General features: G+C 67.6%; 19 protein-coding genes and 1 pseudogene. 14 read left to right on the plus strand and 6 right to left on the minus strand.

Going from position 1 to position 24,186, the window contains the following annotated elements:
• The first annotated feature begins 438 nt into the window (after positions 1–438).
• The 3 genes from WD341_RS08500 to WD341_RS08510 all read left to right on the plus strand — a co-directional run bounded on the left by WD341_RS08500 (position 439) and on the right by WD341_RS08510 (position 4,511).
• Positions 439–879 carry an SH3 domain-containing protein gene (locus tag WD341_RS08500; protein ID WP_368425014.1) on the plus strand — a complete coding sequence of 147 codons (441 nt, stop codon included), beginning with the start codon at positions 439–441 and terminating at the stop codon, positions 877–879.
• A 143-nt stretch (positions 880–1,022) separates the two neighbouring features.
• Complete coding sequence (locus WD341_RS08505) at positions 1,023–2,417, plus strand: SIR2 family protein (RefSeq protein WP_368425015.1); 1,395 nt, start codon at positions 1,023–1,025, stop codon at positions 2,415–2,417.
• Positions 2,418–2,420: 3 nt separating this feature from the next.
• A complete protein-coding gene (locus WD341_RS08510; protein WP_368425016.1) occupies positions 2,421–4,511 on the plus strand; it encodes an ATP-binding protein in 2,091 nt (696 codons plus the stop codon).
• A gap of 124 nt (positions 4,512–4,635) precedes the next feature.
• Here WD341_RS08510 and WD341_RS08515 read toward each other — a convergent pair.
• A pseudogene (locus tag WD341_RS08515) lies at positions 4,636–4,920 on the minus strand (ATP-dependent DNA ligase); the annotation flags it as partial.
• Between the two features lie 51 nt (positions 4,921–4,971).
• Here WD341_RS08515 and WD341_RS08520 point away from each other — a divergent pair.
• The 3 genes from WD341_RS08520 (at position 4,972) to WD341_RS08530 (ending at position 8,642) form a co-directional block, all read left to right on the plus strand.
• Positions 4,972–5,553 carry an SH3 domain-containing protein gene (locus tag WD341_RS08520; protein WP_368425017.1) on the plus strand — a complete coding sequence of 194 codons (582 nt, stop codon included), beginning with the start codon at positions 4,972–4,974 and terminating at the stop codon, positions 5,551–5,553.
• Between the two features lie 99 nt (positions 5,554–5,652).
• Positions 5,653–8,040 (plus strand): DNA methyltransferase, encoded by a 2,388-nt coding sequence (locus WD341_RS08525; protein WP_368425018.1) that lies wholly within the window; start codon positions 5,653–5,655, stop codon positions 8,038–8,040.
• Positions 7,986–8,642, plus strand: coding sequence for a TaqI-like C-terminal specificity domain-containing protein (locus WD341_RS08530; protein ID WP_368425046.1), 657 nt, complete (start codon positions 7,986–7,988; stop codon positions 8,640–8,642). Before WD341_RS08525 ends, WD341_RS08530 begins: the two co-directional genes overlap by 55 nt.
• 153 nt (positions 8,643–8,795) lie before the next feature.
• Here WD341_RS08530 and WD341_RS08535 read toward each other — a convergent pair whose 3' ends face one another.
• Positions 8,796–10,397, minus strand: a complete 1,602-nt coding sequence (locus tag WD341_RS08535; protein WP_368425019.1) for a cisplatin damage response ATP-dependent DNA ligase — start codon at positions 10,395–10,397, stop codon at positions 8,796–8,798.
• A complete protein-coding gene (locus tag WD341_RS08540; RefSeq protein WP_368425020.1) occupies positions 10,394–11,491 on the minus strand; it encodes a ligase-associated DNA damage response exonuclease in 1,098 nt (365 codons plus the stop codon). The genes WD341_RS08535 and WD341_RS08540 overlap by 4 nt, the downstream gene beginning before the upstream one ends.
• Positions 11,492–11,573: 82 nt before the next feature.
• Here WD341_RS08540 and WD341_RS08545 point away from each other — a divergent pair, with 82 nt between their 5' ends.
• From WD341_RS08545 to pdeM, 4 genes are all read left to right on the plus strand, one after another.
• Entirely contained in the window at positions 11,574–12,014 is a 441-nt protein-coding gene (locus tag WD341_RS08545) for an HIT domain-containing protein (protein ID WP_368425021.1), read from the plus strand.
• A 616-nt stretch (positions 12,015–12,630) separates the two neighbouring features.
• Positions 12,631–13,608: a pseudouridine-5'-phosphate glycosidase gene (locus WD341_RS08550; RefSeq protein WP_368425022.1), complete on the plus strand. Its 978-nt coding sequence runs from the start codon at positions 12,631–12,633 to the stop codon at positions 13,606–13,608.
• Complete coding sequence (locus WD341_RS08555) at positions 13,601–16,111, plus strand: ligase-associated DNA damage response DEXH box helicase (RefSeq protein WP_368425023.1); 2,511 nt, start codon at positions 13,601–13,603, stop codon at positions 16,109–16,111. Before WD341_RS08550 ends, WD341_RS08555 begins: the two co-directional genes overlap by 8 nt.
• A 121-nt stretch (positions 16,112–16,232) precedes the next feature.
• The gene (gene pdeM, locus WD341_RS08560) at positions 16,233–16,943 is read left to right on the plus strand and encodes a ligase-associated DNA damage response endonuclease PdeM (protein ID WP_368425024.1); all 711 of its coding nucleotides are present in this window, start codon (positions 16,233–16,235) and stop codon (positions 16,941–16,943) included.
• 64 nt (positions 16,944–17,007) lie between these two features.
• Here the strand turns inward: pdeM and WD341_RS08565 are convergent, their stop codons facing one another.
• Complete coding sequence (locus tag WD341_RS08565; RefSeq protein WP_368425025.1) at positions 17,008–17,490, minus strand: fasciclin domain-containing protein; 483 nt, start codon at positions 17,488–17,490, stop codon at positions 17,008–17,010.
• A gap of 214 nt (positions 17,491–17,704) precedes the next feature.
• On the opposite strand from WD341_RS08565, the gene WD341_RS08570 reads away from it, so the two are divergent.
• The gene (locus tag WD341_RS08570; protein WP_368425026.1) at positions 17,705–19,201 is read left to right on the plus strand and encodes a deoxyribodipyrimidine photo-lyase; all 1,497 of its coding nucleotides are present in this window, start codon (positions 17,705–17,707) and stop codon (positions 19,199–19,201) included.
• Between the two features lie 206 nt (positions 19,202–19,407).
• Positions 19,408–21,420: a PhoX family phosphatase gene (locus WD341_RS08575; RefSeq protein WP_368425027.1), complete on the plus strand. Its 2,013-nt coding sequence runs from the start codon at positions 19,408–19,410 to the stop codon at positions 21,418–21,420.
• 76 nt (positions 21,421–21,496) lie between these two features.
• Here the strand turns inward: WD341_RS08575 and WD341_RS08580 are convergent, their stop codons facing one another.
• Both WD341_RS08580 and WD341_RS08585 read right to left on the minus strand, forming a co-directional pair.
• A complete protein-coding gene (locus tag WD341_RS08580) occupies positions 21,497–21,760 on the minus strand; it encodes a hypothetical protein (protein WP_368425028.1) in 264 nt (87 codons plus the stop codon).
• A gap of 105 nt (positions 21,761–21,865) precedes the next feature.
• A complete protein-coding gene (locus WD341_RS08585; RefSeq protein WP_368425029.1) occupies positions 21,866–22,870 on the minus strand; it encodes a zinc ABC transporter substrate-binding protein in 1,005 nt (334 codons plus the stop codon).
• A gap of 71 nt (positions 22,871–22,941) precedes the next feature.
• On the opposite strand from WD341_RS08585, the gene WD341_RS08590 reads away from it, so the two are divergent.
• Positions 22,942–23,433, plus strand: coding sequence for a Fur family transcriptional regulator (locus WD341_RS08590; RefSeq protein WP_368425030.1), 492 nt, complete (start codon positions 22,942–22,944; stop codon positions 23,431–23,433).
• Complete coding sequence (locus WD341_RS08595) at positions 23,430–24,185, plus strand: ATP-binding cassette domain-containing protein (RefSeq protein ID WP_368425031.1); 756 nt, start codon at positions 23,430–23,432, stop codon at positions 24,183–24,185. The genes WD341_RS08590 and WD341_RS08595 overlap by 4 nt, the downstream gene beginning before the upstream one ends.
• Position 24,186: the final 1 nt, after the last annotated feature.

Here is a 24,186-nt window from a genome sequence, read left to right on the forward strand (position 1 = left end):
CCGCCCCCCCCCCCCCCCCCCGCCCCCCCCCGCCCCCCCGCCCCCGCCGCCCCCACCCCGCGATTCCCATGGACACCGCCGCCCGCCCCCGCCGATCCTGCAGCCCGGCACCCCGCCGCCCGAAGGACCCCATGCCGACCCCCGCGATCCCCCGGCTCCTCGCCGCCCTGGCGCTCCTCGCCGCCCCGCTCCTGCTGAGCATCCCGCCGGCCGCCGCCGACGCCCTCGCCCGCCAGCAGGCCTTCGAGCGGATCGAGGCGATCCACGGCGACGCCGAGGGCTTCCTGGCCGCGGCCGAGGGCCTGGCCCGCGGCCTGCGCGGCGACGACCCGGCCCCCCTGGCCGCGCTCGCCCTCTACCCGCTCTCCATCGAGGCGCGGGGCGAGCTCTACCGGCTGCCCGAGGGCCGCGGACCTGCTGGCCGGCTTCGACACCCTGGTGCCCGAGGGGCTGCGCCGCGCCCTCGGCTTCTTCGCCCTGGACGAGCTGATCGTCACCAGCGAGGGCGTCGGCTTCGCCGACGGCGGCCTGTGGATGACCAACCTCTGCCTCGAGGACGACTGCCGCCGCACCCGCTGGGCCGTGATCCGTATCAACGAGGCCGGGCCGGAGGCCCGCGAGACGGCCCCGCCCCTGCCGCTCCCCGCCGCCTCCTGGGGCGGCAAGCTGCGCGCCGGCCCCGGCACCGACTACCCCCAGACCGGCAGCCTCGCCGAGGGCGAGCGCGTCACCCTGCTGGAACGCACGAGCGTGCTGCGCGACGGCCTGCCCTGGTTCCTTATCGAGCTGTCCGACGGCCACACAGGGTACCAGTGGGGCGGGATCCTGTGCGGGCTGGAGGTGCCGGTGGAGGGAACGTTCGAGGTGTGTGGAAGGTAGGAGCTGGTACGGCGCCAGCCTCATGCAACCGAAGTGGTCGGTGGGCGCCCACCTTTGATCGATAGCGGCCACTTGGGTGCTACTACCCCACGCACACCCGCTCCGGGTCTGGTCGAACCATTCCAGCTTTGCTACCAAGAGACATGGCCGATGAAACTAGGACCATCACTCTCGACTATCAACTGCTCGGACCGTCGGAGGACGGAACAGTCAGCGACTTGCTGTCCGAGCTATCTAGTCCAACGGAAGGACACCAGCGGCTCCAAGCCTTGATCGCCGAATGGCTGCAAATGGAAAATCTCGTCGTCTTGACAGGCGCTGGCTGTTCTTTCTCAGCTGGCGGCAAGCTGATGACTGGACTTGAAGCAGCTGTACTCGAAGCGGTCTTGCAGGTGCCGGACCTCCCAAAATCCATCGCGACAGTCGTTGACCATCGCCTCGCACCACCGTCACCAACGGCGTCGCGCTATGGCTTTGAGAGCTGGCTTTCATTTGTCGCCAACGCACACTTTCTCGCGGCATCTCATACGGGACCGATAGAAAGCGTAACATGGCGAGGTGGCGTGATACCAACGGCCGCGGAACTAAAATGGCTGCTGGACCATATCGGCGCGGCTGTCTTCGCCGAATGCGCCCTACCGCTCACCCAATTGGGCGACAACCCTCCAGCTCATGTGCCCTTTCTCGCCAAGCTCGTCGCGCGTGACAGCAACCTGGGTCGGGCTCACCTTTTTACGTTAAATTACGACACCCTCTTTGAGCAAGCGCTTGAGGTTCTTGGCATACAATATTTCGACGGTTTTACTGGAAGGGCAAATGGTCGCTTTGATCCGTCAGTGTATGGGCTGGATATTTACTATCCAGGTGAGGTTGCGGAGGGTCGCGTTCGGCGCTTCGACAAGTTTCTTCACTTCTACAAGCTTCATGGCTCTATTCATTGGCAGGTAAGAGACGACGAAATCCTTGCGCGCCACCCCGATCTTTCAGAGACAGAACACTACCAAAACATGAAGACGGCCGAGAAAGCCGTTCTCCTGTCTCAGATGACGGCCACACTTCCGCCAGTGGGGATACTGCCGACCGCCAACAAGCTTTCTCAGACGTTGGCCATGCCGTTCTCCCATTTGTTTCGATCGTTGCAGATTCGCCTAAGCGTTCCTCAAACTTTTTTACTTGTACTAGGCTATGGCTTCGGTGACGATCATGTAACGCGTATTATTGAATCCGCACTAATGAATCCGTCACTCGTGATGCTTGTTGTTGAACCCGACCCATTCAGCGACACCATTCGTCGCGTAAGGGAATACAGAGAGCTAGGTAAGCGGGCATTTGTTCTAGCACCCTCGACCGCAGCCTTTGCGTCCAAACCATTCCAGGTGGCAACATTTGACGACTTCTCACGTTCTGTCATGCCTGATGTTCAATGGCTTGATGATTTCTTGAGACTTCGTCGCTTCGAAAAACAGATTCAAAAATCTACAAGCGCTTCAGCTAACGAGATGGCGAGACAGTTTACTTCAAAGAGCGTGGAGGATTAGTGTGTGGAGAACCCTCGCGTTATCGGTCACATCGTCGCGATTCAAGGATTTCGGGTAAAAGTTGAACTGCTGCCTGAGACAAAATCTGCTCTGCGCGCAACGCTGGATGGTGTGCACGTCGCTGTTGCGATAAATTCATATCTGACGTTCTCGATTGGCGCGGGACAAATCGTCATTGGGATCATCACAGATCTTGAATCTAGAGAAAGCTATGATCCAGCTAGTGGTGACGATCTTTCTCTTGAATTGATGAAACCGCGGCGCATTGCCAGCGTTCAGTTGTTGGGAACGATCACTGTCACGGAGAACGCTTCCGACTTTAGTCCTGGTATCACCATTCTTCCTACACTCGATACCAGGGCGGAGATCGGCTCTCCCGCAACGCTTAAGGCGCTGTTCGAAAGGCCGCCTCGGAAGAATTGTCCTGTCGGCTATGAAGGAGACGACTTTGACTGCGACCTTAACCTAGGGTGCCCGACTGGGCAGCCAACCAGTTTCGTCCGTGCATCATACAATGATATTTTTTCTCGACCACTCGCAATTGTGGGAAACACCGGATCGGGAAAATCCTACTCCGTTTCAAGCCTTGTTCAAAAGGCGATGAACGCCCTAGAAGACGCCGGTAATGAGCCACATGTCTTCATTCTTGATATCAATGGCGAGTACGGAAATGCGTTTGGCGCAAAGGAAGGCGTTCAGCGAAAGCCAGATCGCATATACCTCAATGGGTCAGAGTTTGGACTGCCGCTATGGTTCTTCAACGCCTCCGAAGTCTGCGCATGGTTGAGCGCCTCAGAGCAAACTCAGGAGCCGGTTCTTAAGGACTGGTGGGCGCTGGCAAAGGCACAGCACGCCGCCGGTCCGCTCGCGACAGACGCCAACAGCATCCAGCACGCCATTACGAAGGCGCAGGCCATCCTTCAGACGCTTGACGCTACTGGTCGACCGATCAAAGTCCCCTGTATGCGGCTCGCCGGCATCATCCGTGACTATGTGGGCCACCGAAATTTGGCGTCCTATGATGCTTTGCGAGAAGCGCTGTTGCCCTACAGCGGGCTACTCAAGGAAAAGACAACGAACTTTGAACCGCCCGATAACGAAAAGTCCATCCGATTAGCGGCCGAAGAGTTAATTGCCGAGTTGAAGGGTATTATCGCTGGGGAACTTGCCGTCGCCAACTTAAGTGCTACCACAGCCGACAGTCCGCGCTTTATTTCGCGTAAGATGCTGGTCGATCCAACGCTTCTTGACAATGCGACAGCTCCTGAAGACGCATCGCGCATAGAGCAACATCTAACGACCCTAAAACTTCGCCTCAAGACGCGACGGGACGATCCCCGGTGGCGCGCCTTCCTCAACTATGAAGACGATGACACGGCGTTCAGCTCTTTCGAATCCTGGATGGCACATTTCGGATTAGGAGAAATGAAGGGTCCTCGCGTGTCCGTCATTGACCTGTCCATGCTCAGCCACGAAGTACTGCCGTACGCCTGTTCTGCCATCGGTCGGGTGCTTCTTGAGTCGAGAGAGAATCTTGTCGCGGATCAGCGGTACAAACACCCCTGGGTGCTCGTTCTTGAAGAGGCGCACAACTATGCGCGCCCGCCGAGGGCGAATGAGGAGCGTGGTCAAGCGCAATCCCGTCTTACGTTCGAGAGAATTGCTAAGGAAGGGCGAAAGTTTGGTTTGTCTCTGATCATCGCGAGCCAGCGCCCTAGCGAGATCAGTGAGACGATTATTAGTCAGTGTGCGAATTTCATCAGTCACCGACTTCAGAATCCCGACGACATTGATCATTTTCGGCGGATTATCCCGATGCAGGCTCGACGACTGCTCGATCAAGTCACAATTCTTGCCTCAGGTGAAGCGATAGCCTTTGGCAGCGCGTTTCATGTTCCTACCCGGGTTCAGGTTGACTTGCCACACCCGCGACCGCAAAGCCAAACGGCGGCCCCCTTCTACGAATGGACCAAGAACGAGGAGCCATTTCCCCTCCCGGAGGTCATTGAAGCGTGGGGTCTTGGCGGCTCCACTTTGCAAGGACTTGAGAAGTCGGAGGACTCTGTGGGAGTGGAGCACGATGGGCCATTTTGAATTCTGGAAGCCACGCGCGAAAAACATTGGTTGATCGACGTCCTTCGGCCCAAGAGGGGAGGGTGCGCACCATTGGACAAGGCTGCAATGCCGACGAGCCGACCGCTCAACCCACCACCAACCCCTACCCCTCCACCAGCCCCCGCAACGTCTCCACCCGGTCCGCCTCCTCTGCCGGCTTGTCCCACCGGATTCGGCTCACCCGCGGAAAGCGCATCGCCAGCCCCGACTTGTGGCGGGTCGAGGGCTGGACCGCGTCGAAGGCGACTTCCAGGACCAGGCCGGGCTCGACCGCGCGCACCGGGCCGAAGCGCTCGGTGGTGTGGTCGCGCACCCACTTGTCGAGGCGCTTCAGCTCCTCGTCGGTGAAGCCGAAGTAGGCCTTGCCGACCGGCACCAGCTCCCTGGACGAGCTGATCGTCGCCAACCAGGGGTCGGCGTCGCCGGCAGCGGCCTGCTGATGACCAACCTCTACCTCGAGGACGACTGCCGCCGCACCCGCTGGGCCGTGATCCGCATCGACGAGGTCGAGCTGCAGCCCGAGGGCGCCCGCGAGACGGCCCCGCCCCCGCCGCTCCCCGCCGGCTCCTGGGGCGGCAAGCTGCGCGCCGGCCCCGGCACCGACTATCCCCAGACCGGCAGCCTCGCCGAGGGCGAGCGCGTCACCCTGCTGGAGCGCACGAGCGTGCTGCGCGACGGCCTGCCCTGGTTCCTGATCGAGCTGTCCGACGGCCGTACGGGCTACCAGTGGGGCGGCACCCCTCTGCGGGCTGGAGGCGCCGGTGGAGGGGACGTTCGAGGTGTGTGGGCGGTAGGGGGTGGGGGACGACATGCTATCATCCGGCGGGTGATGAGGCAGGCGGGCATGCATCCGCTTCTGGTCCGAAGGAAACATGCCTGCGCACATGGAGGCCTACCATTTCGTTTGGAAAATCCCTCTCCGACCGAACACACTCTTGCACCAATACCTGCGCCGAGTGAGCCTCGGAATCTCCAGCCAACGTCTCCTGCGGCATTGGCAGGTGTACTCAACATGCTATAGCGTAGGGCTAAGCCCACTCGCGAAAGAACGCAAAATTAGCTCTTCGGGACTGTGTCGGGCTAGCAAGTTTTGTCACACGACGAAAGATTGGGGGGGCTTGTGAGGCCACTGCCGAAAACCACACTTTCGCACGAGGTTTGCGACCTACTCGATAGGTTTGCCCTGCATGAGGAAACCTATCTTGGCGCGCGCTACAACGAAGCACAAGTACGTCAGGAGTTCATCGATCCGCTGTTTAACGCCTTGGGCTGGGACATGGAGAACAGACAGGGTTTCGCTGACGCATATAAAGATGTCGTGCACGAAGATTCTCTTAAAGTCGGAGGCGCGCACAAAGCGCCTGACTACAGCTTTCGTGTGGGTGGCGTACGCAAGTTCTTTCTCGAAGCAAAGAAACCTTCTGTGTCGATTTCAGACGACGCGGCGGCCGCATTTCAGCTACGGAGGTACGCCTGGTCGGCAAAGCTGGGTCTTTCAATTCTAACCAATTTCCGGGATATTGCGATCTATGACTGTCGTGTGCGTCCTTCGAAGAATGACAAAGCTTCCAAGGCTCGAATAAAGCTGATCCGTTACGACGAGTTCCCAGACAGATGGCACGAATTTTTCTCAATATTCTCAAAAGACGCAGTCTACAAAGGCTCATTCGACGCCTACGACACCGGCAAAGTCGGAAAGAAAAAGGGTACGTCCGAGGTCGACAGTGCATTCTTAGATGAGATAGAACATTGGCGCTCAGACCTAGCGCGCAACTTGGCCTTGCGCAACAAAGGCCTCGACGCTCGCGACCTAAATGCCGCTGTACAAGCGACGATAGATCGCATCGTCTTTTTGCGGATTTGCGAAGACCGTGGCATCGAGACATACGGTCGCCTTGAGGTGGCCGCATCGAAGAAAAATGTCTACAATCAACTCCTCACCATTTTTCGCGACGCAGACCAGCGCTACAATTCGGGCCTTTTCCACTTCAGGCGCGAGAAGGATAAAAAGGAACCACCTGATACCCTAACTCCGCATCTCAGAATTGACGATAAGGTCCTCAAACGAATTATTCGCGGACTCTACTATCCTGAATGCCCTTATGAATTCTCTGTAGTATCAGTTGAAATTCTCGGGCAAGTGTACGAGCAGTTTCTTGGGCGCGTGATTCGCATCAATAACCGCCATCAGGCAGTCATAGAGGAGAAACCAGAAGTAAAGAAGGCTGGCGGCGTTTATTACACACCTTCATATATTGTTGATTATATAGTGAAATCGACAGTTGGAGATTTGGTGCGCGGCAAAGCCGCTTCAGAGGTCGCAAAGCTGCGCGTGTTAGATCCAGCTTGCGGTTCAGGCTCTTTTCTCCTTGGTGCCTATCAGTTTTTGCTCGATTGGTACCTGGACTGGTACACAGCGAACAGTCCGGAGAAACGTAAGCGGGTCCTTTATCGGTCCGAGAAGGGGGCGTGGAAACTAACCGTCGATGAACGGAAGCGCATTCTGCTGACGAATATCTTCGGAGTTGATATTGATAGGCAAGCCGTAGAGGTAACTAAGCTCTCGCTCTTGCTAAAAGTTCTTGAAGACGAGACTGGAGATTCACTTAGGCGCCAATATGATCTATTCAAGGAGCGTGCACTGCCGGATCTGGGCAGCAATGTTCAATGTGGAAACTCTCTGATTGGACCTGATTTCCACAAACGCGTACCGCACGATCTCCTTGACGACGATCAACTGCTGGACGTGAATGTGTTCGATTGGCATCGGGCTTTTCCTAAGGTGTTTTCTGAGGGCGGCTTCTCCGTCGTTGTTGGAAATCCCCCGTATGTAAACGCGTGGACGCTTTTCGAGACAGCGCCGCATGTTCGCAACTACATAAACGAGTATGACTTATTCTCTTCGGCGGATCGTCATTGGGATCTATATGTACTGTTTATGGAAAAGGCCCTGGATGTTTGTCGGGCGAAGGGTTTGGTGGGCATGATTATTCCCTACTCGTATGCCATACAGAAGTATGCGATGGTCTCGCGTGAGCACATCATTGGAAGAACCGAAATCAGTAGAGTCGCGGATCTAAGGCGGGTCCGCGTGTTTGGAAAAGTTCCCGTCATTACCATAATTCCAATCATTAAGAAGAGTCCACCGCGGCGTAATCACAAGGTGCAGATCGATGGTCCGTCTCCGACGGCGACGAGGTACCACCCCGGCGAGATTCAGCCGGCGCACAAAGTGAGCCAAGCGCGATTGAAGGCGCTACCCGAGAAGATGCTGCGCATCGATTTTACTGAAGAAGTGGCTGCGATTGTTGAGAAGATCGAAAGGCGCAGTATCAGGTTTGGTGATATCGCCTACGTTAATTACGGCGCCCAGATGTCTAGCAGGAAGAAGGGCGTTTTGGGAAAGGGCATGTCCTTCGCGATGCGGCTGAGACAACAACGTGCCGGAAGACTATCTCTGGACGCGATCTATACCGGTATCGTGTCTTATGGCGAGGGAAGTATGTAGAATGGGCGCTTGCCCCTGAGATGTACGGCCCAAGGAGTCCTTGGTTCTTTGACAATCCAAAGCTTATGATTCGCGATATTACCGGTTCCCACCGGATTGAAGCGGCACTTGATCGCAGCGGACGTTATTGTGACCACACCATTCTGTGTGCGCATCGCCTATGTGATCAGCCGGCGTCCCTGCAGAAGGCCGATAGAGGGGGAGCGCGGAGAACATCGAGTGCCTATTCGCTTGAGCTATTGCAGGCGGTAGTGGCTAGCCGGCTTGTTTCCGCTTACTATTATTGGTGCCTGACTGGTGAAGGGGTGCGAACGGGTGGTGGCTTTCACACTTATCCCACTACCGTACGGGCTCTACCTATTCCGAACCTGGATGTCCTGAGAGATCCGTCCAATCAGAAGACGGTTTCGGAGATGGAGTGTCTTTCGAAGCGGTTGGCAACGACCGCGGCTAGCATGGATGGGGAGCCATCTCCGTCGAAGCGTGAGCGTCTCCAGCGACGGTTCGAGTCCGACGATGCACGGCTTGATGCGCTGTTGTACTCGCTCTACGAACTCGATGAGAGTGAGATAGTGAGAATTGAAGAGGCATCGGCCGGCTAAGATGCTAGGAGGAAGCGGGGCATTGTTGCCGGTATTGCTAATGTTGCGGCGCTCTCTCCCGCCAGCGCAGTGTCCTTATGGCTATATGACGGTTCATCTGTCTTACCGGACATCAGGACGGCCGCTCCTGGGCTGCTGCAGCCCCTCACCCCCCTACCCCTCCACCAGCCCCCGCAACGTCTCCACCCGGTCCGCCTCCTCCGCCGGCTTGTCCCACCGGATCCGGCTCACCCGGGGAAAGCGCATCGCCAGGCCCGACTTGTGGCGGGTCGAGGGCTGGACCGCGTCGAAGGCGACTTCCAGGACCAGGCCGGGCTCGACCGCGCGCACCGGGCCGAAGCGCTCGGTGGTGTGGTCGCGCACCCACTTGTCGAGGCGCTTCAGCTCCTCGTCGGTGAAGCCGAAGTAGGCCTTGCCGACCGGCACCAGCTCCTCGGCCTCGGTCCAGGCGCCGAAGGTGTAGTCGGAGTAGAAGGAGCTGCGCTTGCCGTGGCCGCGCTGGGCGTACATCAGCACGCAGTCGGCGACCAGGGGATCGCGCTTCCACTTGTACCAGGGCCCCTTGGGCCGGCCGGCGAGGTAGGGGCTGTCCTTGCGCTTCAGCATCAGGCCCTCGATGCCGTTGTCGCGCGCCGCCTCGCGCAGCGCCTTCAGCTCCTCCATCGAGGCGAAGTCGATCAGCGGCGAGAGGTCGAGGCGGCGCGGCCGCTCGCGGGCGAGGAAGGCCTCCAGGCGCGCGCGGCGCGGCAGCAGCGGCAGGGCGCGCAGGTCCTCCGCGCCCTCGAAGAGGATGTCGTAGAGGCGGACGTGGGCGGGGTGCGCCTGCAGCAGCTTGGCCGAGACGGTCTTGCGGTTGAGGCGCTGCTGCAGGTCGTTGAAGGGCGCGACCTCCTCGGGGCTTCCGTCCGGCCCACCATTTGGGCCGGGGCGCACCACCAGCAGCTCGCCGTCCAGGGTCGCCTCGAAGTCGAGCGCCTCCAGGATGTCGGGGAAGGCGCCGCCGATGTCGTCGCCGGTGCGGCTGAAGATCCGCCGCTCGCCGCCGCGCGCGACCAGCTGGACGCGGATGCCGTCCCACTTCCATTCGGCGAGGTAGTCGGCGAAGGGCAGCGCCTCGACCTCCTGCTTCTCCAGGGGCGTCGCCAGCATCAGCGGCCGGAAGGCCGCGGCCTCGCCCGGCTCGGGCTTGTCGCCGCGGCCCTCGAGCCAGGCGAAGAGCGCGCCGTAGGGCGGCTCCAGGCCGTGCCAGATCTCCTCGATCTCGGCGACCTCCTGGCCGCCGAGCTCGGCCAGCGCGGTCTTGGCGAGGCGCGCCGAGACGCCGACGCGCAGGCCGCCGGTGATCAGCTTGAGCAGCGCCCAGCGCTCGGTCGGCTCCAGGGCGTCGAGCCAGCGCTCGAGCAGGCCCGGCACCTCGCTGCGCCCGGCGCCGCGCAGCGCCTCGACGACCTCGTGCAGGCTCGGCTCGCGGTTGGCGCCCGGCCGCTCGGGCCAGATCAGCGCCACCGTCTCGGCCAAGTCGCCGACGTAGTCGTAGGACCAGCGGAACAGCACGGGGTCCGTGCGCGCCTCGACCAGGGCGCGGATCAGCGCCGGCTTGGCGCCGCGAAAGGCCAGGCCCTCGCTGAGCGCGGCCAGGGCCCAGCCGCGGTCGGGGTCGGGGGCGTGGCGGAAGTAGTCGACCATCAGCCGCAGCTTGCCGTTGCGCTGGGGCGTGTAGACCAGCCGGTCGAGCAGCGCGGCGAAGAGCCTCACCCGGCGCCCTCCCCGCGCGTGGCCTCGGCCGGGGCCTCTTCCGGCGGCGTCTCCGGCGGCGTCTCACCGGGCGTGTCGTCCTCCTCGCCGAAGCCGACGACCGAGAGCGCGCGGGCGCGGAAGCCGCGGGCGCAGGCGTGGTGGACCAGCGCCTCCTCGTTGCCGTGGGTGACCCAGACCTCGGGGGCGGCGACCTCGTCGAGGGTCGCGTTCAGCTCGTCCCAGTCGGCGTGGTCGCTGACGATCAGCGGCAGCTCGACGCCGCGCTGGCGCGCCCGCTGGCGCACGCGCATCCAGCCCGAGGCCATGGCGGTGACGGGGTCGGACAGGCGGCGCGCCCAGCGGTCGGCGATCGCCGAGGGCGGCGCCAGGACGATGGCGCCTGCGAGCTCGCCCTTGGCCGCCGCGGTCGCCGGCGCCAGCGGCCCGAGCGGCACGCCCTGGGCCTCATAGAGGTCGCAGAGCGCCTGCAGGGCGCCGTGGATGTAGAGCGGCCGCTCCCAGCCGGCCTCGCGCAGCAGGCAGATCACGCGCTGCGCCTTGCCCAGGGCGTAGACCCCGACCAGGTGCGTGCGCTCGGGAAAGACCTCCAGGGAATGCAGCAGCTTGGCGATCTCGCCGGCGGCCTCCGGGTGGCGGAAGACCGGCAGGCCGAAGGTCGCCTCGGTGACGAAGACGTCGCAGGGCACGACCTCGAAGGGCGCGCAGGTCGGGTCGCGCCGGCGCTTGTAGTCGCCCGAGACGACGACCCGGCAGCCGCGCCACTCCAGCACCGCCTGGGCCGAGCCGAGCACGTGGCCGGCCGGCACCAGGCGCAGCGTCACCTCGCCGAGCCGCACCGCCTCGCCGTAGGCCAGGGCCTGGCGGCCCGTCGCGGGGTCGCCGGGGTAGCGCGCGGCCATGATCGCCAGCGTCTCCTTCGTCGCCAGCACCCGTGCGTGGCCGGGCCGGGCGTGGTCGGCGTGGCCGTGGGTGACGACCGCGCGCTCGACCGGGCGGGCGGGGTCGACGTAGAAGTCGCCGGGCGCGACGTAGAGGCCCTGGGGCCTGACGCAGACCCAGCTCTCGGGACGCCGGGGGTCGGGAGTCTTCATGGCCAGACCGATATGGCCGGGGTGGCGCGCCGCGCCAAGTGCGCTAAGCTTCCGTAAAGGCTCGCAGGCGCAGGATTCGCCCATGCAACCCGACGTCGAGATCCACCCCGCCCTCCTGAAGGACTGCCACGACATCGGCCGGCTGCGCATGTCGCGCCTGCTGCTGATGGACGAGGCCGCCTGGCCCTGGCTGGTGCTGGTGCCGATGCGCCCGCACAAGGTCGACTGGGACGACCTCGATCCCATGGACAGCTACCGCGTCTGCGACGAGATCCGCGAGTGCTCGATGGCGCTGAAGCGGCTCTACCGGCCGATCAAGGTCAACGTCGCCGCGCTCGGCAACCTGGTGCCCCAGCTCCACGTCCACATCATCGCCCGCTTCGAGAAGGACGCCGCCTGGCCGCGCCCGGTCTGGGGCGCCACCGAGAAGCGCCGCTACGAGCCCAACGCCCTGAAGCAGCGCCTCCAGGAAATCGAGCGCGAGGTCCACTCGACCTTCGGCTTCGCCGACCGCAAGGGGTAGGGGGCCGGCGCCGGCGCTCCCTCGCGCTTGCATGGTTCGACAGGCTCACCATGAAGCACGACCCGAACGTAAGAAGCGCGACCGGGCGTAGGAAGCGCGACCGGGCGTAGGAAGCGCGACCGGGTGACCGCACCTGACGCCGCCCCGGCCTCCCCGTCGCTTCATGGTGAGCCTGTCGAACCACGAAGCGCCGTGGCGGCGACACCGGCGCACCTCCGCTTCCCCGTCATCCCGGAAGCCGCTTTGCCCGGCAAAGCGAGCTATCCGGGATCCAGGGGCCCAGCCGCCCGTGCCCCTGGATCCCGGGTCGCAAGGCTCGCAAGACCGAAAGCCAAGGCTTTCGGGCTCGCCTACCGCCCGGGATGACGGGAGAAGGGAGGCCTCCGGCGGCGCTTCCTCGCGCTTCGTGGTTCGCCCTTCGACAAGCTCAGGGTGAAGCGCGACCGGGCCTAGGGAGCGCGCCCGGGCGAGCGGGCGCCACGCCCGAGGCCGCCTCCCTCCGGACGCCGCCCCGGCCTCCCCGTCGCTTCATGGTGAGCTTGTCGAACCACGAAGCGCCGTGGCGGCGACGCCCGGGTGATTTTCGCCGCGGCCCTGCCATGCTACCTCAGGGGCCATGACCCAGGCTCCCATCGACGCCCCTATCGACACGGCCGAGGAGGTCGCGACCGCCCGGGCCGAGGGCCGGGCGGTGGTCGCGCTGGAATCGACCGTCATCGCCCACGGCCTGCCCTGGCCGGACAACCTGCACGCCGCCGAGGCGATCGAGGCGGCGGTGCGCGAGGCCGGCGCGGTGCCGGCGACCGTGGCGCTGGCCGACGGCCGGCTGCGCATCGGCCTCGACCCCGACACCCTGCAGCGCCTGGCGCGCGGCGGCGTCCCGGTGATGAAGGTCAGCCGGCGCGACTTCGGCGCCGTGCTGGCGAGCCGCGCCCTCGGCGCGACCACGGTCGCCGGCACCATGGCGGCGGCGGCGCTGGCCGGCATCGCGACGATGGCGACCGGCGGCCTCGGCGGGGTCCACCGCGGCGCCGAGAGCAGCTTCGACATCTCGGCCGACCTCGCCGAGCTGGCGCGCACGCCGGTCGCGGTCGTCTGCAGCGGCGCCAAGTCGATCCTCGACCTGCCCCGGACCCTGGAGCTGCTGGAGACGCTCGGCGTGCCGCTGGTCGGCTACGGCTGCGCCCGCCTGCCGGCCTTTTATCTCCGGGAGTCGGAGCACCCGGTGCCGGCGCGCGCCGACAGCCCCGAAGAGGCGGCGGCGATCCTGGCGGCGCAGTGGAGTCTCGGCCTCGGCGGCGGCGCGCTCGTCGCCAACCCGCCGCCCGCGGCCGCCGCGCTCGATCCCGCCCGCTTCGCCGGCTGGCTGGCCGAGGCCGAGCAGGAGGCGGCCGACCAGGGCGTCGCCGGCAAGGCGGTCACGCCCTTTCTGCTGTCGCGCCTGCACGTCCTCTCGGGCGGCGCCACCCTGGCCGCCAACCGCGCCCTGCTGATCGAGAACGCCCGGCTCGCCGGCCGCATCGCGGCCGCGCTGGCCCGCCCCCGTGCACCCGAGACTGGCGCACCCGAGAGTGGCGCCTCCGAGAGTGCCTGAGCCGAGCGGCCTGCCGGCCCTGCCGGCGGCCTTCGCGGCCTGGTTCGAGGCGCGCGGCTGGCAGCCGCACCGCCACCAGCTGGAGATGCTGGCCGCGGCGCGCGCCGGCCGCTCGGCCCTGCTGATCGCGCCGACCGGCGGCGGCAAGACCCTGGCCGGCTTCCTGCCGAGCCTGATCGAGCTGGCCGAGGCGCCGGCCGAGGGCCTGCACACCCTCTACGTCTCGCCGCTCAAGGCCCTGGCCGTCGACATCGAGCGCAACCTGACGGCGCCGATCCGCGAGCTCGGCCTCGAGGTCGCCGCCGAGACCCGCACCGGCGACACGCCCCAGGCCAAGCGCACGCGCCAGCGCAAGAAGCCGCCGCAGATCCTGCTGACGACGCCGGAGTCCCTGGCGCTGCTGCTGAGCTACCACGACGCGCCGCAGATCTTCGCCGGCCTGCGCTGCATCGTCGTCGACGAGCTGCACGCGCTGGCCGGCAGCAAGCGCGGCGACCTGCTGGCGCTCGGGCTCTCGCGCCTCACCGGCTTGGCGCGCCTTGCCGCCCAGGCGCCGGCGGCGCGCCGGGTCGGGCTCTCGGCGACGGTGCAGGACCCGGCGCGCCTGGTCGCCTGGCTGTCGCCGACGGGGCGCGCCGAGGGGGCGCCGGTCAGCCTGATCGTCGGCCGCGGCGGCGCCCGGCCGGAGATCGAGATCCTGGCGTCGCGGGCGCGCCTGCCCTGGGCCGGCCACATGGCCCTGCACGCCCTGCCCGAGGTCTACGAGCGGATCCGCGCCGCCGGCGTCACCCTGGTCTTCGTCAACACAAGGGCCCAGGCCGAGCTGGTCTTCCAGGAGCTCTGGCGGCTCAACGAGGCGGCCCTGCCGATCGGGCTGCACCACGGCAGCCTGGCGGTCGAGCAGCGCCGCCGGGTCGAGGCCGCGATGGCCAAGGGCAGCCTGCGCGCCGTGGTCGCGACCTCCTCCCTCGACCTCGGCATCGACTGGGGCGGCGTCGACCTGGTCGTCCAGATCGGCGCGCCCAAGGGCGTCTCGCGCCTGCTGCAGCGGCTCGGGCGCGCCAACCACCGGCTCGACGCGCCGAGCCGCTGCCTGCTGGTGCCGGCCAACCGCTTCGAGGTGCTGGAGTGCCGGGCGGCGCGCGACGGCGTCGCCGCCATGACCCTGGACGGCGAGGCGCCGCGCCCCGGCGGCCTCGACGTGCTCGCCCAGCACATTCTCGGCACCGCCTGCGCCGGCCCCTTCGAGGCCGAGGCGCTGTTCGCCCAGGTCAGCGCGACCGAGCCCTACGCCGGCCTGTCGCGCCGCGACTTCGACGACGCCCTGGCCTTCGTCGCGACCGGCGGCTACGCGCTCAAGAGCTACGAGCGCTTCCGCCGGCTGGTGCGGGACCGCGAGGGCCGCTGGCGGGTCGCCGGGCCGCAGCACGTCAAGCGCTACCGCATGAACCTCGGCGTCATCGTCGAGGCGCCGACCCTCAAGGTGCGCCTCGCCGGCGGCCGGCGTCTCGGCGAGGTCGAGGAGTACTTCGTGCAGACCATGGTGCCGGGCGACAGCTTCCTCTTCGCCGGCCAGCTGCTGCGCTACGAGGCGCTGCGCGAGACCGACGTCCTCGTCTCGCGCGCCGGCGCCGGCGGCGAGCCCAAGATCCCGGCCTACATGGGCGGCCGCCTGCCGCTGACGACGCACCTGGCCGAGCGGGTGCGCGGACTGCTGGCGCGGCCGGAGGACCGGGGCGAGGAGGAGGAGACGGGAGACGTCGCGGAATGGCTGCGCCTGCAGCGCCGGCGCTCGCTGCTGCCGCCGCCCGACGGCCTGCTGGTCGAGACCTTCCCGCGCGGCGGCAAGGCCTTCCTGGTCGCCTACAGCTTCGAGGGCCGCAACGCCCACCAGACCCTCGGCATGCTGCTGACCCGGCGCATGGAGCGCGCCGGCCTCGGGCCGCTCGGCTTCGTCGCCACTGACTACGTCATCGCCGTCTGGTCCGTGCATCCGGCCGAGGACATCGCCGGCCTGTTCGACCAGGACATGCTCGGCGACGACCTGGAGGAGTGGATGGCGGAGTCCTCGCTGCTCAAGCGCACCTTCCGCAACGTCGCCGTCATCGCCGGCCTGATCGAGCGGCGCCTGCCGGGCGCCGAGAAGTCCGGGCGCCAGGTCACCTTCTCGGCCGACCTGATCTACGACGTGCTGAGGAAGCACCAGCCCGACCACCTGCTGCTGCGCGCGACCCGCGCCGACGCCGCCGGCGGCCTGACCGACATCGGCCGCCTCGCCGCCATGCTGGCGCGGGTTCAGGGCAGGATCCTCCACAAGCGGCTCGACCGCGTCTCGCCGCTGGCCGTGCCGGTGCTGCTCGAGATCGGCCGCGAGCAGGTCTACGGCGGTGCGATCGACGCGCTGCTCGAGGAGGCCGCCGAGGCGCTGATCGCCGAGGCGACGGCCGATTCCCGTGACCCTCCGCCCCCTCCCCGTCATTCCCGCGAAGGCGGGAATCCATAGGGACGTCACGGCCGACGCGACCTTGCTTGGATGCGAGGTCCGGCCGCCTCTCCGGGGATTCCTGGTTTCGCGCGGTTGCGTCATCGCTTGCCCAGGCCGGCCATCCGCGTAGGATGCGGCCATGTCCTCCGTTCTCGTTTCACCCCTCCCGGGCGAGACCCTGCTGACGGTGGCCGGCGCGACCCTGGTGCCGGAGCCCTCGGGCGCGCTCTGGTGGCCCGAGTGCGAGACCCTGGTCGTGGCCGACCTGCACCTGGAGAAGGCGACCGCCTTTGCCGGCCGCGGCCAGCTGCTGCCGCCCTACGACACGGCGGCGACCCTGCAACGCCTCGCCGCCGCGGTCCGGCTACGGCGCCCGAAGCGGCTGGTCTGCCTCGGCGATTCCTTCCACGACCGCGCCGCCGCCGGACGGCTGGCGCCGGAGGCGCGGGCGCTGATCGCGGAGCTGGCGGCGGCGACCGACTGGGTCTGGATCGCCGGCAACCACGACCCGGCGCCGCCGGCCGGGCTCGGCGGGCGCGTCGAAGCCGAGCTGGCTCTCGGCGGCCTGGTGTTCCGCCACGAGGCGCTGGAGGCCGAGGCAGCCGGCGAGCTTTCCGGCCACTTCCACCCCAAGGCTCGGGTCAGGCTGCGCGCGCGCGACGTCTGGGCGCGCTGCTTCGTCGGCGACGGGCGGCGCCTGATCCTGCCCGCCTTCGGCGCCTTCGCCGGCGGGCTCGACGTGCTGAGCCCGGCGATCCGCCGCCTGTTCCCCGAGGGCTTCGAGGTCGCCCTGCTGGGCAGCCGCGCGGTCTACCGCTTTCCGGCCGAGGCCCTGCAGCCGATCGCCTGAGACGAGGAAAGGGGCCGGCCCCGAAGGACCGGCCCCTGGCCTGCGCTCGGGACTGTGTCCGCCGCTACGGCATGACCACCTGGTCGATGACGTGAATGACGCCGTTGTCGGCCATGACGTCGGCCTGCACGACGCTCGCCTCGTCGACCATGACGCCGTCGCCCGTGGCGTCGATCTCGATGGTCGAGCCCTGGACCGTCTCGACCAGCGACTGGGTGCCGGCGATGTCGCCGGCGGTCACCCGGCCGGGGATGACGTGGTAGGTCAGCACGGCGACCAGCTTGTCCTTGTTCTCGGGCTTCAGCAGGTCCTCGACCGTGCCGGCGGGCAGCTTCGCGAAGGCCTCGTCGGTCGGCGCGAAGACGGTGAAGGGGCCCTCGCCCTTCAGGGTATCGACCAGGCCGGCGGCCTTGACCGCGGCGACCAGGGTCTCGAACTGGCCGGCCGAGATGGCGGTGTCGACGATGTCGGCGGCCTTGGCGGCGCCGGCCGAGAGGGCGAGCGGCAGGGCGACGGCGGCCGCGGCGAGGCTGTGCAGGATGCGCATGACGATTAATCCTTCCTTGAGGGTGATGACGGTCGACCGGGCAGAGGCGCCGCGGCCTCGACCGAAGCTAGCGTCGGCTCGGCCACCATCAAGCAATTGAAAAATCACGATTAATTGGGCGTCTCGTGAGTGATCCAGCGCCCTCGGACAAGCGTATATTGCAGGCGGCGCACCCTGTGTGTGCCTAGCGCGAAACCTTCTCCGGAATCCCTCGGTGACCCATTCTCCGACCCTCGTCTGGTTCCGCCTGGATCTGCGGGTCTGCGACAACCCGGCGCTGCAGGCGGCCGCCGGACGCGGGGCTCCAGTGGTGCCGCTGTTCGTGCTCGACGACGCCGAAGCCGGCGACCGGGGCTTCGGCGGCGCCCGGCGCTGGTGGCTGCACCATTCGCTGGCGGCGTTGGCCGGGAGCCTTAGGCAGCGCGGCCTGTCCCTGGTCCTGCGCCGCGGCCGGGCCGCCGAGATCCTGCCCGAGGTGGCGCGCTCGACCGGCGCCGGCGCCGTCTACTGGAACCGCTGCTACGAACCCTGGCGCATCGCCCGCGACCGGGCGCTCAAGCGGGAACTGGCCGGCGACGGCCTGGAGGTCGAGAGCTTCAACGCGGCGCTGCTGCACGAGCCCTGGACCGTGAAGACCAAAGCGGGCGGCCCCTTCGGCGTCTACTCGGCCTTCTGGCGCGCCCTGCAGCAGCGGCCGGTCGCGGATCCCTGGCCGGCGCCTGGCCCCATGACCAGCGTCGCGGGCGTCGCGGGCGACTTGCTGGACGATTGGGGCCTGCTGCCGAGGCGGCCCGACTGGGCCGGCGGCCTGCGCGAGACCTGGACCCCGGGCGAGGCCTCGGCGCAAGGCCGGCTCGACGCCTTCCTGGAGCACGGCCTCGAGGACTACGCCAGCGAGCGCGATCGCCCCGACCTCGACTCGACCTCCCGGCTGTCGCCGCACCTGCACTTCGGGGAGATCGGGCCGCGCCAGGTCTGGGCCGCCGTCCAGGCCTTCCTGGAGCGCCAGGACGGCCGGCCCCGCGCGGCCGGCAGCTCCGCCTGGAAGTTCCTGGCCGAGCTGGGCTGGCGCGAGTTCTCCCACCACCTGCTCTACCACCATCCCACCCTGCCCGAGGCGCCCTTGCGCGCGCAGTTCGAGGCCTTCCCCTGGTCGGACGACGAAGGCCTCTTCCGCGCCTGGTGCCGCGGGCTGACCGGCTACCCGATCGTCGACGCCGGCATGCGCCAGCTCTGGCACAGCGGCTGGCTGCACAACCGCCTGCGCATGATCGTGGCCTCCTTCCTGGTCAAGGACCTGCTGATCCCCTGGCAGCGCGGCGAGGCCTGGTTCCGGGACACGCTGGTCGACGCCGACCTCGCCAACAACGCCGCGAGCTGGCAGTGGGTCGCCGGCTGCGGCGCCGACGCGGCACCCTTCTTCCGCATCTTCAATCCCGTCCTGCAGGGCGAGAAGTTCGATCCCCGCGGCGACTACGTGCGCCGCTGGGTCCCCGAGCTCGCCCGGCTGCCGGACCGCTACCTGCACAAGCCCTGGGAGGCGCCGGAGTCGGTGCTGCGGCCGGCGGGGCTGCGCCTCGGCACCGACTATCCCGAGCCGCTGGTCGACCACCGCCGGGCGCGCGAGAAGGCCCTGGCGGCCTTCGAGGCGATCAAGCAGGCGCCTCGGCCAGTGCAGGCGCCTGGGGCAGGGGATCTCGACGCGACCTGACGCAGGACCTCTGCTGCCGCCCCCTGTGCGGCGCCACGAGGGGTGCCGCTGTCCGCTTAAGTTCACGGCGGCGTAACCCCGGCGTCAAGAAAGTCCGCTACCTGTGGCCCCGACGCGCTCGACAGAGGCGCGGCGGGCCGAGCGCTCCGGCTACGGTACGGCGGCCCGCGACGAATCCCCCGCTGCTTCCAAGGAGATCGACAGACATGGACCCTATCCGTCCGGGCGCCGAAGCGGCCGAGTACTCCTGCCGCGCCGAGGCCTATGAGGCTTCCGAGGACGTCGGCAGCAATGCCAGCGCCAATCCGACCATCGGCGACGTCGTCAACGCCCGCTTCGGCCGGCGCGACGTGCTGCGCGGGATGCTCGGCGTCGCCGCCGTCTCGGCCCTTGCCGGCGGCGCCGGCCTCGCCCCGACCTTCCGCCAGGCGCTGGCCGCCGGCGGCTCCTTCGGCTTCACCGAGATCGAGCACGGCGTCGACGAGACCCACCACGTCGCCCCGGGCTACCGGGCCGATGTCCTGATCCGCTGGGGCGACCCGGTGGTCGAGGGCGCCCCCGCCTTCGACCCGCTGAACCAGACCGCCGCCGCCCAGGCCCAGCAGTTCGGCTACAACAACGACTTCCTCGGCTTCGTGCCGCTGCCCGCCGGTTCGGACAGCAGCGACCACGGCCTGCTCTGCGTCAACCACGAGTACACCAGCGAGGAGGTCATGTTCCCGGGCCTCGGTCGCCAGGACAAGGCCGACTTCGCCGGCATGACGCGCGAACTGGTCGACATCGAGCTGGCCGCCCACGGCGCCTCCATCGTCGAGATCCGCAGGCAGGACGGCGCCTGGGCGCTGGTCCCCGACAGCAGCTACAACCGGCGCATCACCGGCGGCACGACCGAGATCGCGGTCGCCGGCCCGGCGGCCGGGCACGACCGGCTCAAGACCTCGGCCGACCCGAGCGGCAAGCTGGTCATCGGCACGCTCAACAACTGCGCCGGCGGGATCACGCCCTGGGGCACCTACCTGACCGCCGAGGAGAACTTCAACGGCTACTTCTGGGGCGAGGCCGCCGGCCACCCCGAGGAGGCCAAGCTGAAGCGCTACGGCGCGCCGGGCGGCTGGTACGCCTGGGGCAAGTTCCACGACCGCTTCGACGTCTCCAAGGAGGCGAACGAGGTCAACCGCTTCGGCTGGATCGTCGAGATCGACCCGCTCGACCCGACCTCGAGACCGAAGAAGCGGACCGCGCTCGGTCGCTTCAAGCACGAGGGCGGCGAGACGGTGGTCGCCCCCGGCGGTCAGGTCGTGATCTACATGGGCGACGACGAGCGCTTCGACTACGTCTACAAGTTCGTCACCGCCGGAAGCTTCGACCCGAGCGACCGTGCGGCCAACAGGGACCTACTCGACGAGGGCACGCTCTTCGTCGCGCGCTTCGACGAGGACGGCGGCGGCGAGTGGCTGCCGCTGGTCTTCGGCGAGGGCCCGCTGACCCCGGAGAACGGCTTCCACAGCCAGGCCGACGTTGTGATCGACGCGCGCCTCGCCGGCGACCTGCTGGGTGCGACCCGGATGGACCGGCCGGAAGACGTCGAGCCGAATCCGAAGACCGGCAAGGTCTACGTGATGCTGACCAACAACACCAAGCGGGCCGCGGACCAGGTCGACGCCGCCAACCCGCGGGCCGAAAGCGCCTTCGGCCACATCATCGAGATCGCCGAGGCAGGCAGCGACTTCACCGCCACCCGCTTCGCCTGGGAGATCCTGGTCAAGTGCGGCGACCCCGCCGTGGCCGAGGTCGGCGCCGCCTGGAACCCGGCGACCAGCGAGAACGGCTGGTTCGCCTCGCCCGACAACTGCGCCGTCGACAACCGGGGGCGGCTCTGGATCACCACCGACCAGGGCTCGGCCTGGTCGAAGTCCGGCACGGCCGACGGCGTCTGGGCGCTGGAGACCGAGGGCGCGCTCCGCGGGACGGGCCGGATGTTCTACCGGGTGCCGATCGGCGCCGAGATGTGCGGCCCCTGCTTCACCGCCGACGACCGCAATCTGTTCGTCGCCGTGCAGCACGTCGCGACCGACGGCACCAAGGACTATCCGGGCTTCGAGCGGGACTCGACCTTCGAGGACCCCGCGACCCGCTGGCCCGACTTCCGGGACGACATGCCGCCGAGGCCGTCGGTCGTCGTCATCACCAAGGAAGACGGCGGCGTCATCGGCTCCTGAGCCGCCCGGCTCCTGGCCAGACGCCACGCAAGACGGAGACGGGGCGGCCTGCGGGTCGCCCCGTTCTGCGTTCCGGCTACTCCCGCGGCTCCTCGTTGAGCCGGTTGTGCAGCCTGCCGAGGAAGCGCCCGGCCCGGCGGGCCGCCGAGCCCTCCGCGTCCTGCGCGCTGTCGCGCCAGTCATCGCGCACGACCTCGGCCGCGTCGCGTCCCTGGCGCGCCGCCTCGCGGGCGCGCGGCGCGACCTCGTCGCGCAGGAAGCCCTCGGCCTTGGCCCGCGCGCGCGGGTCGCTGGCGACGTGCTGGACGGCGCGGCCGATGAGGTGACGCAAGATCGCCATGCTGCCTGCTCCTGGTCTGTCGCCGGGCTGTCCGGCCTCCTCATATCCGGTCGCGGGGCGCGGCGGTCAAGGGCGGGCCCGAGGAGGAGGCGCGAGGACGAGCCCTCAGCCGCCTCCGGCCAGGCAGTCGGACAGGCTGTCGGCGAGATTGCGCAGCAGCCTCGGATAAGCCTCGGGGCCCGGCGCGAGATCGGCGCCCAGGGGATCGAGCACCCCGATGCGCAGCCCGCCGCCTTCGCTCAGGGTCTCGACCAGGCGCGGCGCGAACTGCGGCTCGCGGAACAGGCAGGCCGCCCCGAGCTCCCGGATCCGCGTCCGCAGCTCGGCGATGCGTCGCGCCGAAGGCTGCTGCTCGGGGCTGACCGTGACCGAGCCGACTGCGTTCAGGCTGAAGGCCCGCTCGAAGTAGCCGTAGGCGTCGTGGAACACGACGAAGGGCCGGCCGGCGACCGGCGCGAGCTGCGCCGCCAGCTCGCCGCGCAACCCCTCGATGCGCTCGACGGTACCTGCCGCGTTGTCCCGATAGACCGCGGCGTGCTCCGGGTCGAGCTCGGTCAGGGTGCCGGCGATTGCCTGCACGATGGTCTGGGCATTGCGGGGATCGAGCCAGACGTGGGCGTCGACGGCACCGTAACGATGGTCGTCCTCGCCGTGGCCTTCATGACCGTCCGCCGCTTCATCGTGGTCATCGTGGTCATGCTCCTCGTCGTGGCTGTGCTCCCCCGCGAGGTCGTGCGCATGGCTGTCCCAGTTGCCGCCCTCGCGGGGCTCGAGCAGCGTCAGCCCGGCCAGCTCCAGCACCTCGATCCGGCGGGCCCGGGGCGCCAGGGAGTCCAGGCCCTCCTCCAGGAAGCGCTCCAGCGCCGGGCCGATCCAGACGACGAGATCCGCCGCCTGCAGCGCCGCCGCCTCGGACGGCCTGAGGCTGTAGGCGTGGGGCGAGGCGCCGCCGGGGACCAGCAGGGCCGGGCTGCCGACGCCCGCCATCACCGCGGCGGTCAGGCTCTGCAACGGCCCGATGGTGGCGACCACCCGCGGCGCCTCGGCGGCCGCCGAAGAGCCGCAGGACAGGAGGAAAGCCGCCGTCGCGGCGCAGCGCAGGAAGGTCATCGAATGGCTCCTTGTCGGCGTCTGCATGAATGTTATTTTATAACATGCACACGTCAAGCTACAATTCTCCCATGCCCGACCGGAACCCTGCCTTGCCCCCTGCCGCCCACGACCACGCCGCCTGCGTGGCCGAGGCGCTCGACCGTGCCGAGCGGCTCTGCGCCGCACGCGGCGAGCGCCTGACCGCGCTACGTCGGCAGGTGCTGGAGCTGGTCTGGTCGCGCCACGCGCCCCAGGGCGCCTACGACCTCTTGGAGGAGCTCGGCCGCGAGCGCGGCCGGGTCGCGCCGCCGACGGTCTACCGCGCCCTCGACTTCCTCCAGGCGCAGGGCCTGATCCACCGGATCGAGAGCCTGAACGCCTTCATCGGCTGCCCGGTCCCGGAGGCGCGGCACAGCGGCCAGTTCTTCATCTGCCGCTCCTGCCGCACCGCCGCAGAGCTCGACGCCGGCACCATCGACAAGGCGATCGACCGCGAGGCGCAGCGGCTCGGCTTCGCCATCGAGCAGCGCACCGTCGAGCTGCTCGGCCTCTGCCAGGGCTGCCGGGAGGCCGCCCGGTGAGCGAGATCCTGGCCCAGGCGGTCGGCATCGGCGTCAGCTTCGGCGGGCGCAGCGTGCTGCAGGACGTCGACTTCACCCTGCGCCGCGGCGAGATCGTCAGCCTGATCGGCCCGAACGGCGCCGGCAAGTCGACCCTGGTCAAGGTGCTGCTGGGCCTGCAGCGCCCGGAGCGCGGCCGCGTCGTCCGCCCGCCGGACCTCAAGGTCGGCTACGTGCCGCAGCGGCTCTCGGTCGATCCGACCCTACCGCTCACCGTCGCCGGCTTCCTGTCGCTGCCGCGACGCCGGCCCGAGGCCGAGCGGCGGCGATCGCTCGCCGAGGTCGGCGTGCCGCAGCTCTGGGACGCCCAGGTCCACGCGCTCTCCGGCGGCGAGCTGCAGCGGGTCATGCTGGCCCGGGCGATCCTGCGCGGCAGCGACCTTCTGGTGCTCGACGAGCCGGCGAGCTCGGTCGACGTCGCCGGGCAGGCGGAGCTCTTCGAGCTGATCGGGGCGGTGCGCAACCGGCGCCGCTGCGGCGTGCTGCTGGTGTCCCACGACCTGCACGTCGTGATGGCCGGCGCCGACCGAGTCGTCTGCCTCAACGGCCACGTCTGCTGCACCGGCAGTCCCGAGGCGGTCGGCCTCGACCCGGCCTTCGCCGCGCTGTTCGGCGGCTCGGCGTCGGCGCTGGGCATCTACCACCACCGTCACGACCATCACCATGACCTGGGCGGCGGCGCCGAGCCCCAGGCGACCGGCACCGGGGGATAGA

It is taken from the genome of Tistlia sp., from assembly GCF_040905785.1.
Taxonomy (GTDB): Bacteria; Pseudomonadota; Alphaproteobacteria; order Kiloniellales; family DSM-21159; genus Tistlia.

Coding starts and splice junctions, on each gene's coding strand:
- WD341_RS08520 (WP_368425017.1), top strand. CDS start 4,972: ATGACCAACCTCTACCTCGAGGACGACTGCCGCCGCACCCGCTGGGCC.
- WD341_RS08590 (WP_368425030.1), top strand. CDS start 22,942: ATGCCCGACCGGAACCCTGCCTTGCCCCCTGCCGCCCACGACCACGCC.
- WD341_RS08565 (WP_368425025.1), bottom strand. CDS start 17,490: ATGCGCATCCTGCACAGCCTCGCCGCGGCCGCCGTCGCCCTGCCGCTC.
- WD341_RS08540 (WP_368425020.1), bottom strand. CDS start 11,491: ATGAAGACTCCCGACCCCCGGCGTCCCGAGAGCTGGGTCTGCGTCAGG.
- WD341_RS08585 (WP_368425029.1), bottom strand. CDS start 22,870: ATGACCTTCCTGCGCTGCGCCGCGACGGCGGCTTTCCTCCTGTCCTGC.
- WD341_RS08505 (WP_368425015.1), top strand. CDS start 1,023: ATGGCCGATGAAACTAGGACCATCACTCTCGACTATCAACTGCTCGGA.
- WD341_RS08545 (WP_368425021.1), top strand. CDS start 11,574: ATGCAACCCGACGTCGAGATCCACCCCGCCCTCCTGAAGGACTGCCAC.
- WD341_RS08580 (WP_368425028.1), bottom strand. CDS start 21,760: ATGGCGATCTTGCGTCACCTCATCGGCCGCGCCGTCCAGCACGTCGCC.
- WD341_RS08550 (WP_368425022.1), top strand. CDS start 12,631: ATGACCCAGGCTCCCATCGACGCCCCTATCGACACGGCCGAGGAGGTC.
- pdeM (WP_368425024.1), top strand. CDS start 16,233: ATGTCCTCCGTTCTCGTTTCACCCCTCCCGGGCGAGACCCTGCTGACG.
- WD341_RS08575 (WP_368425027.1), top strand. CDS start 19,408: ATGGACCCTATCCGTCCGGGCGCCGAAGCGGCCGAGTACTCCTGCCGC.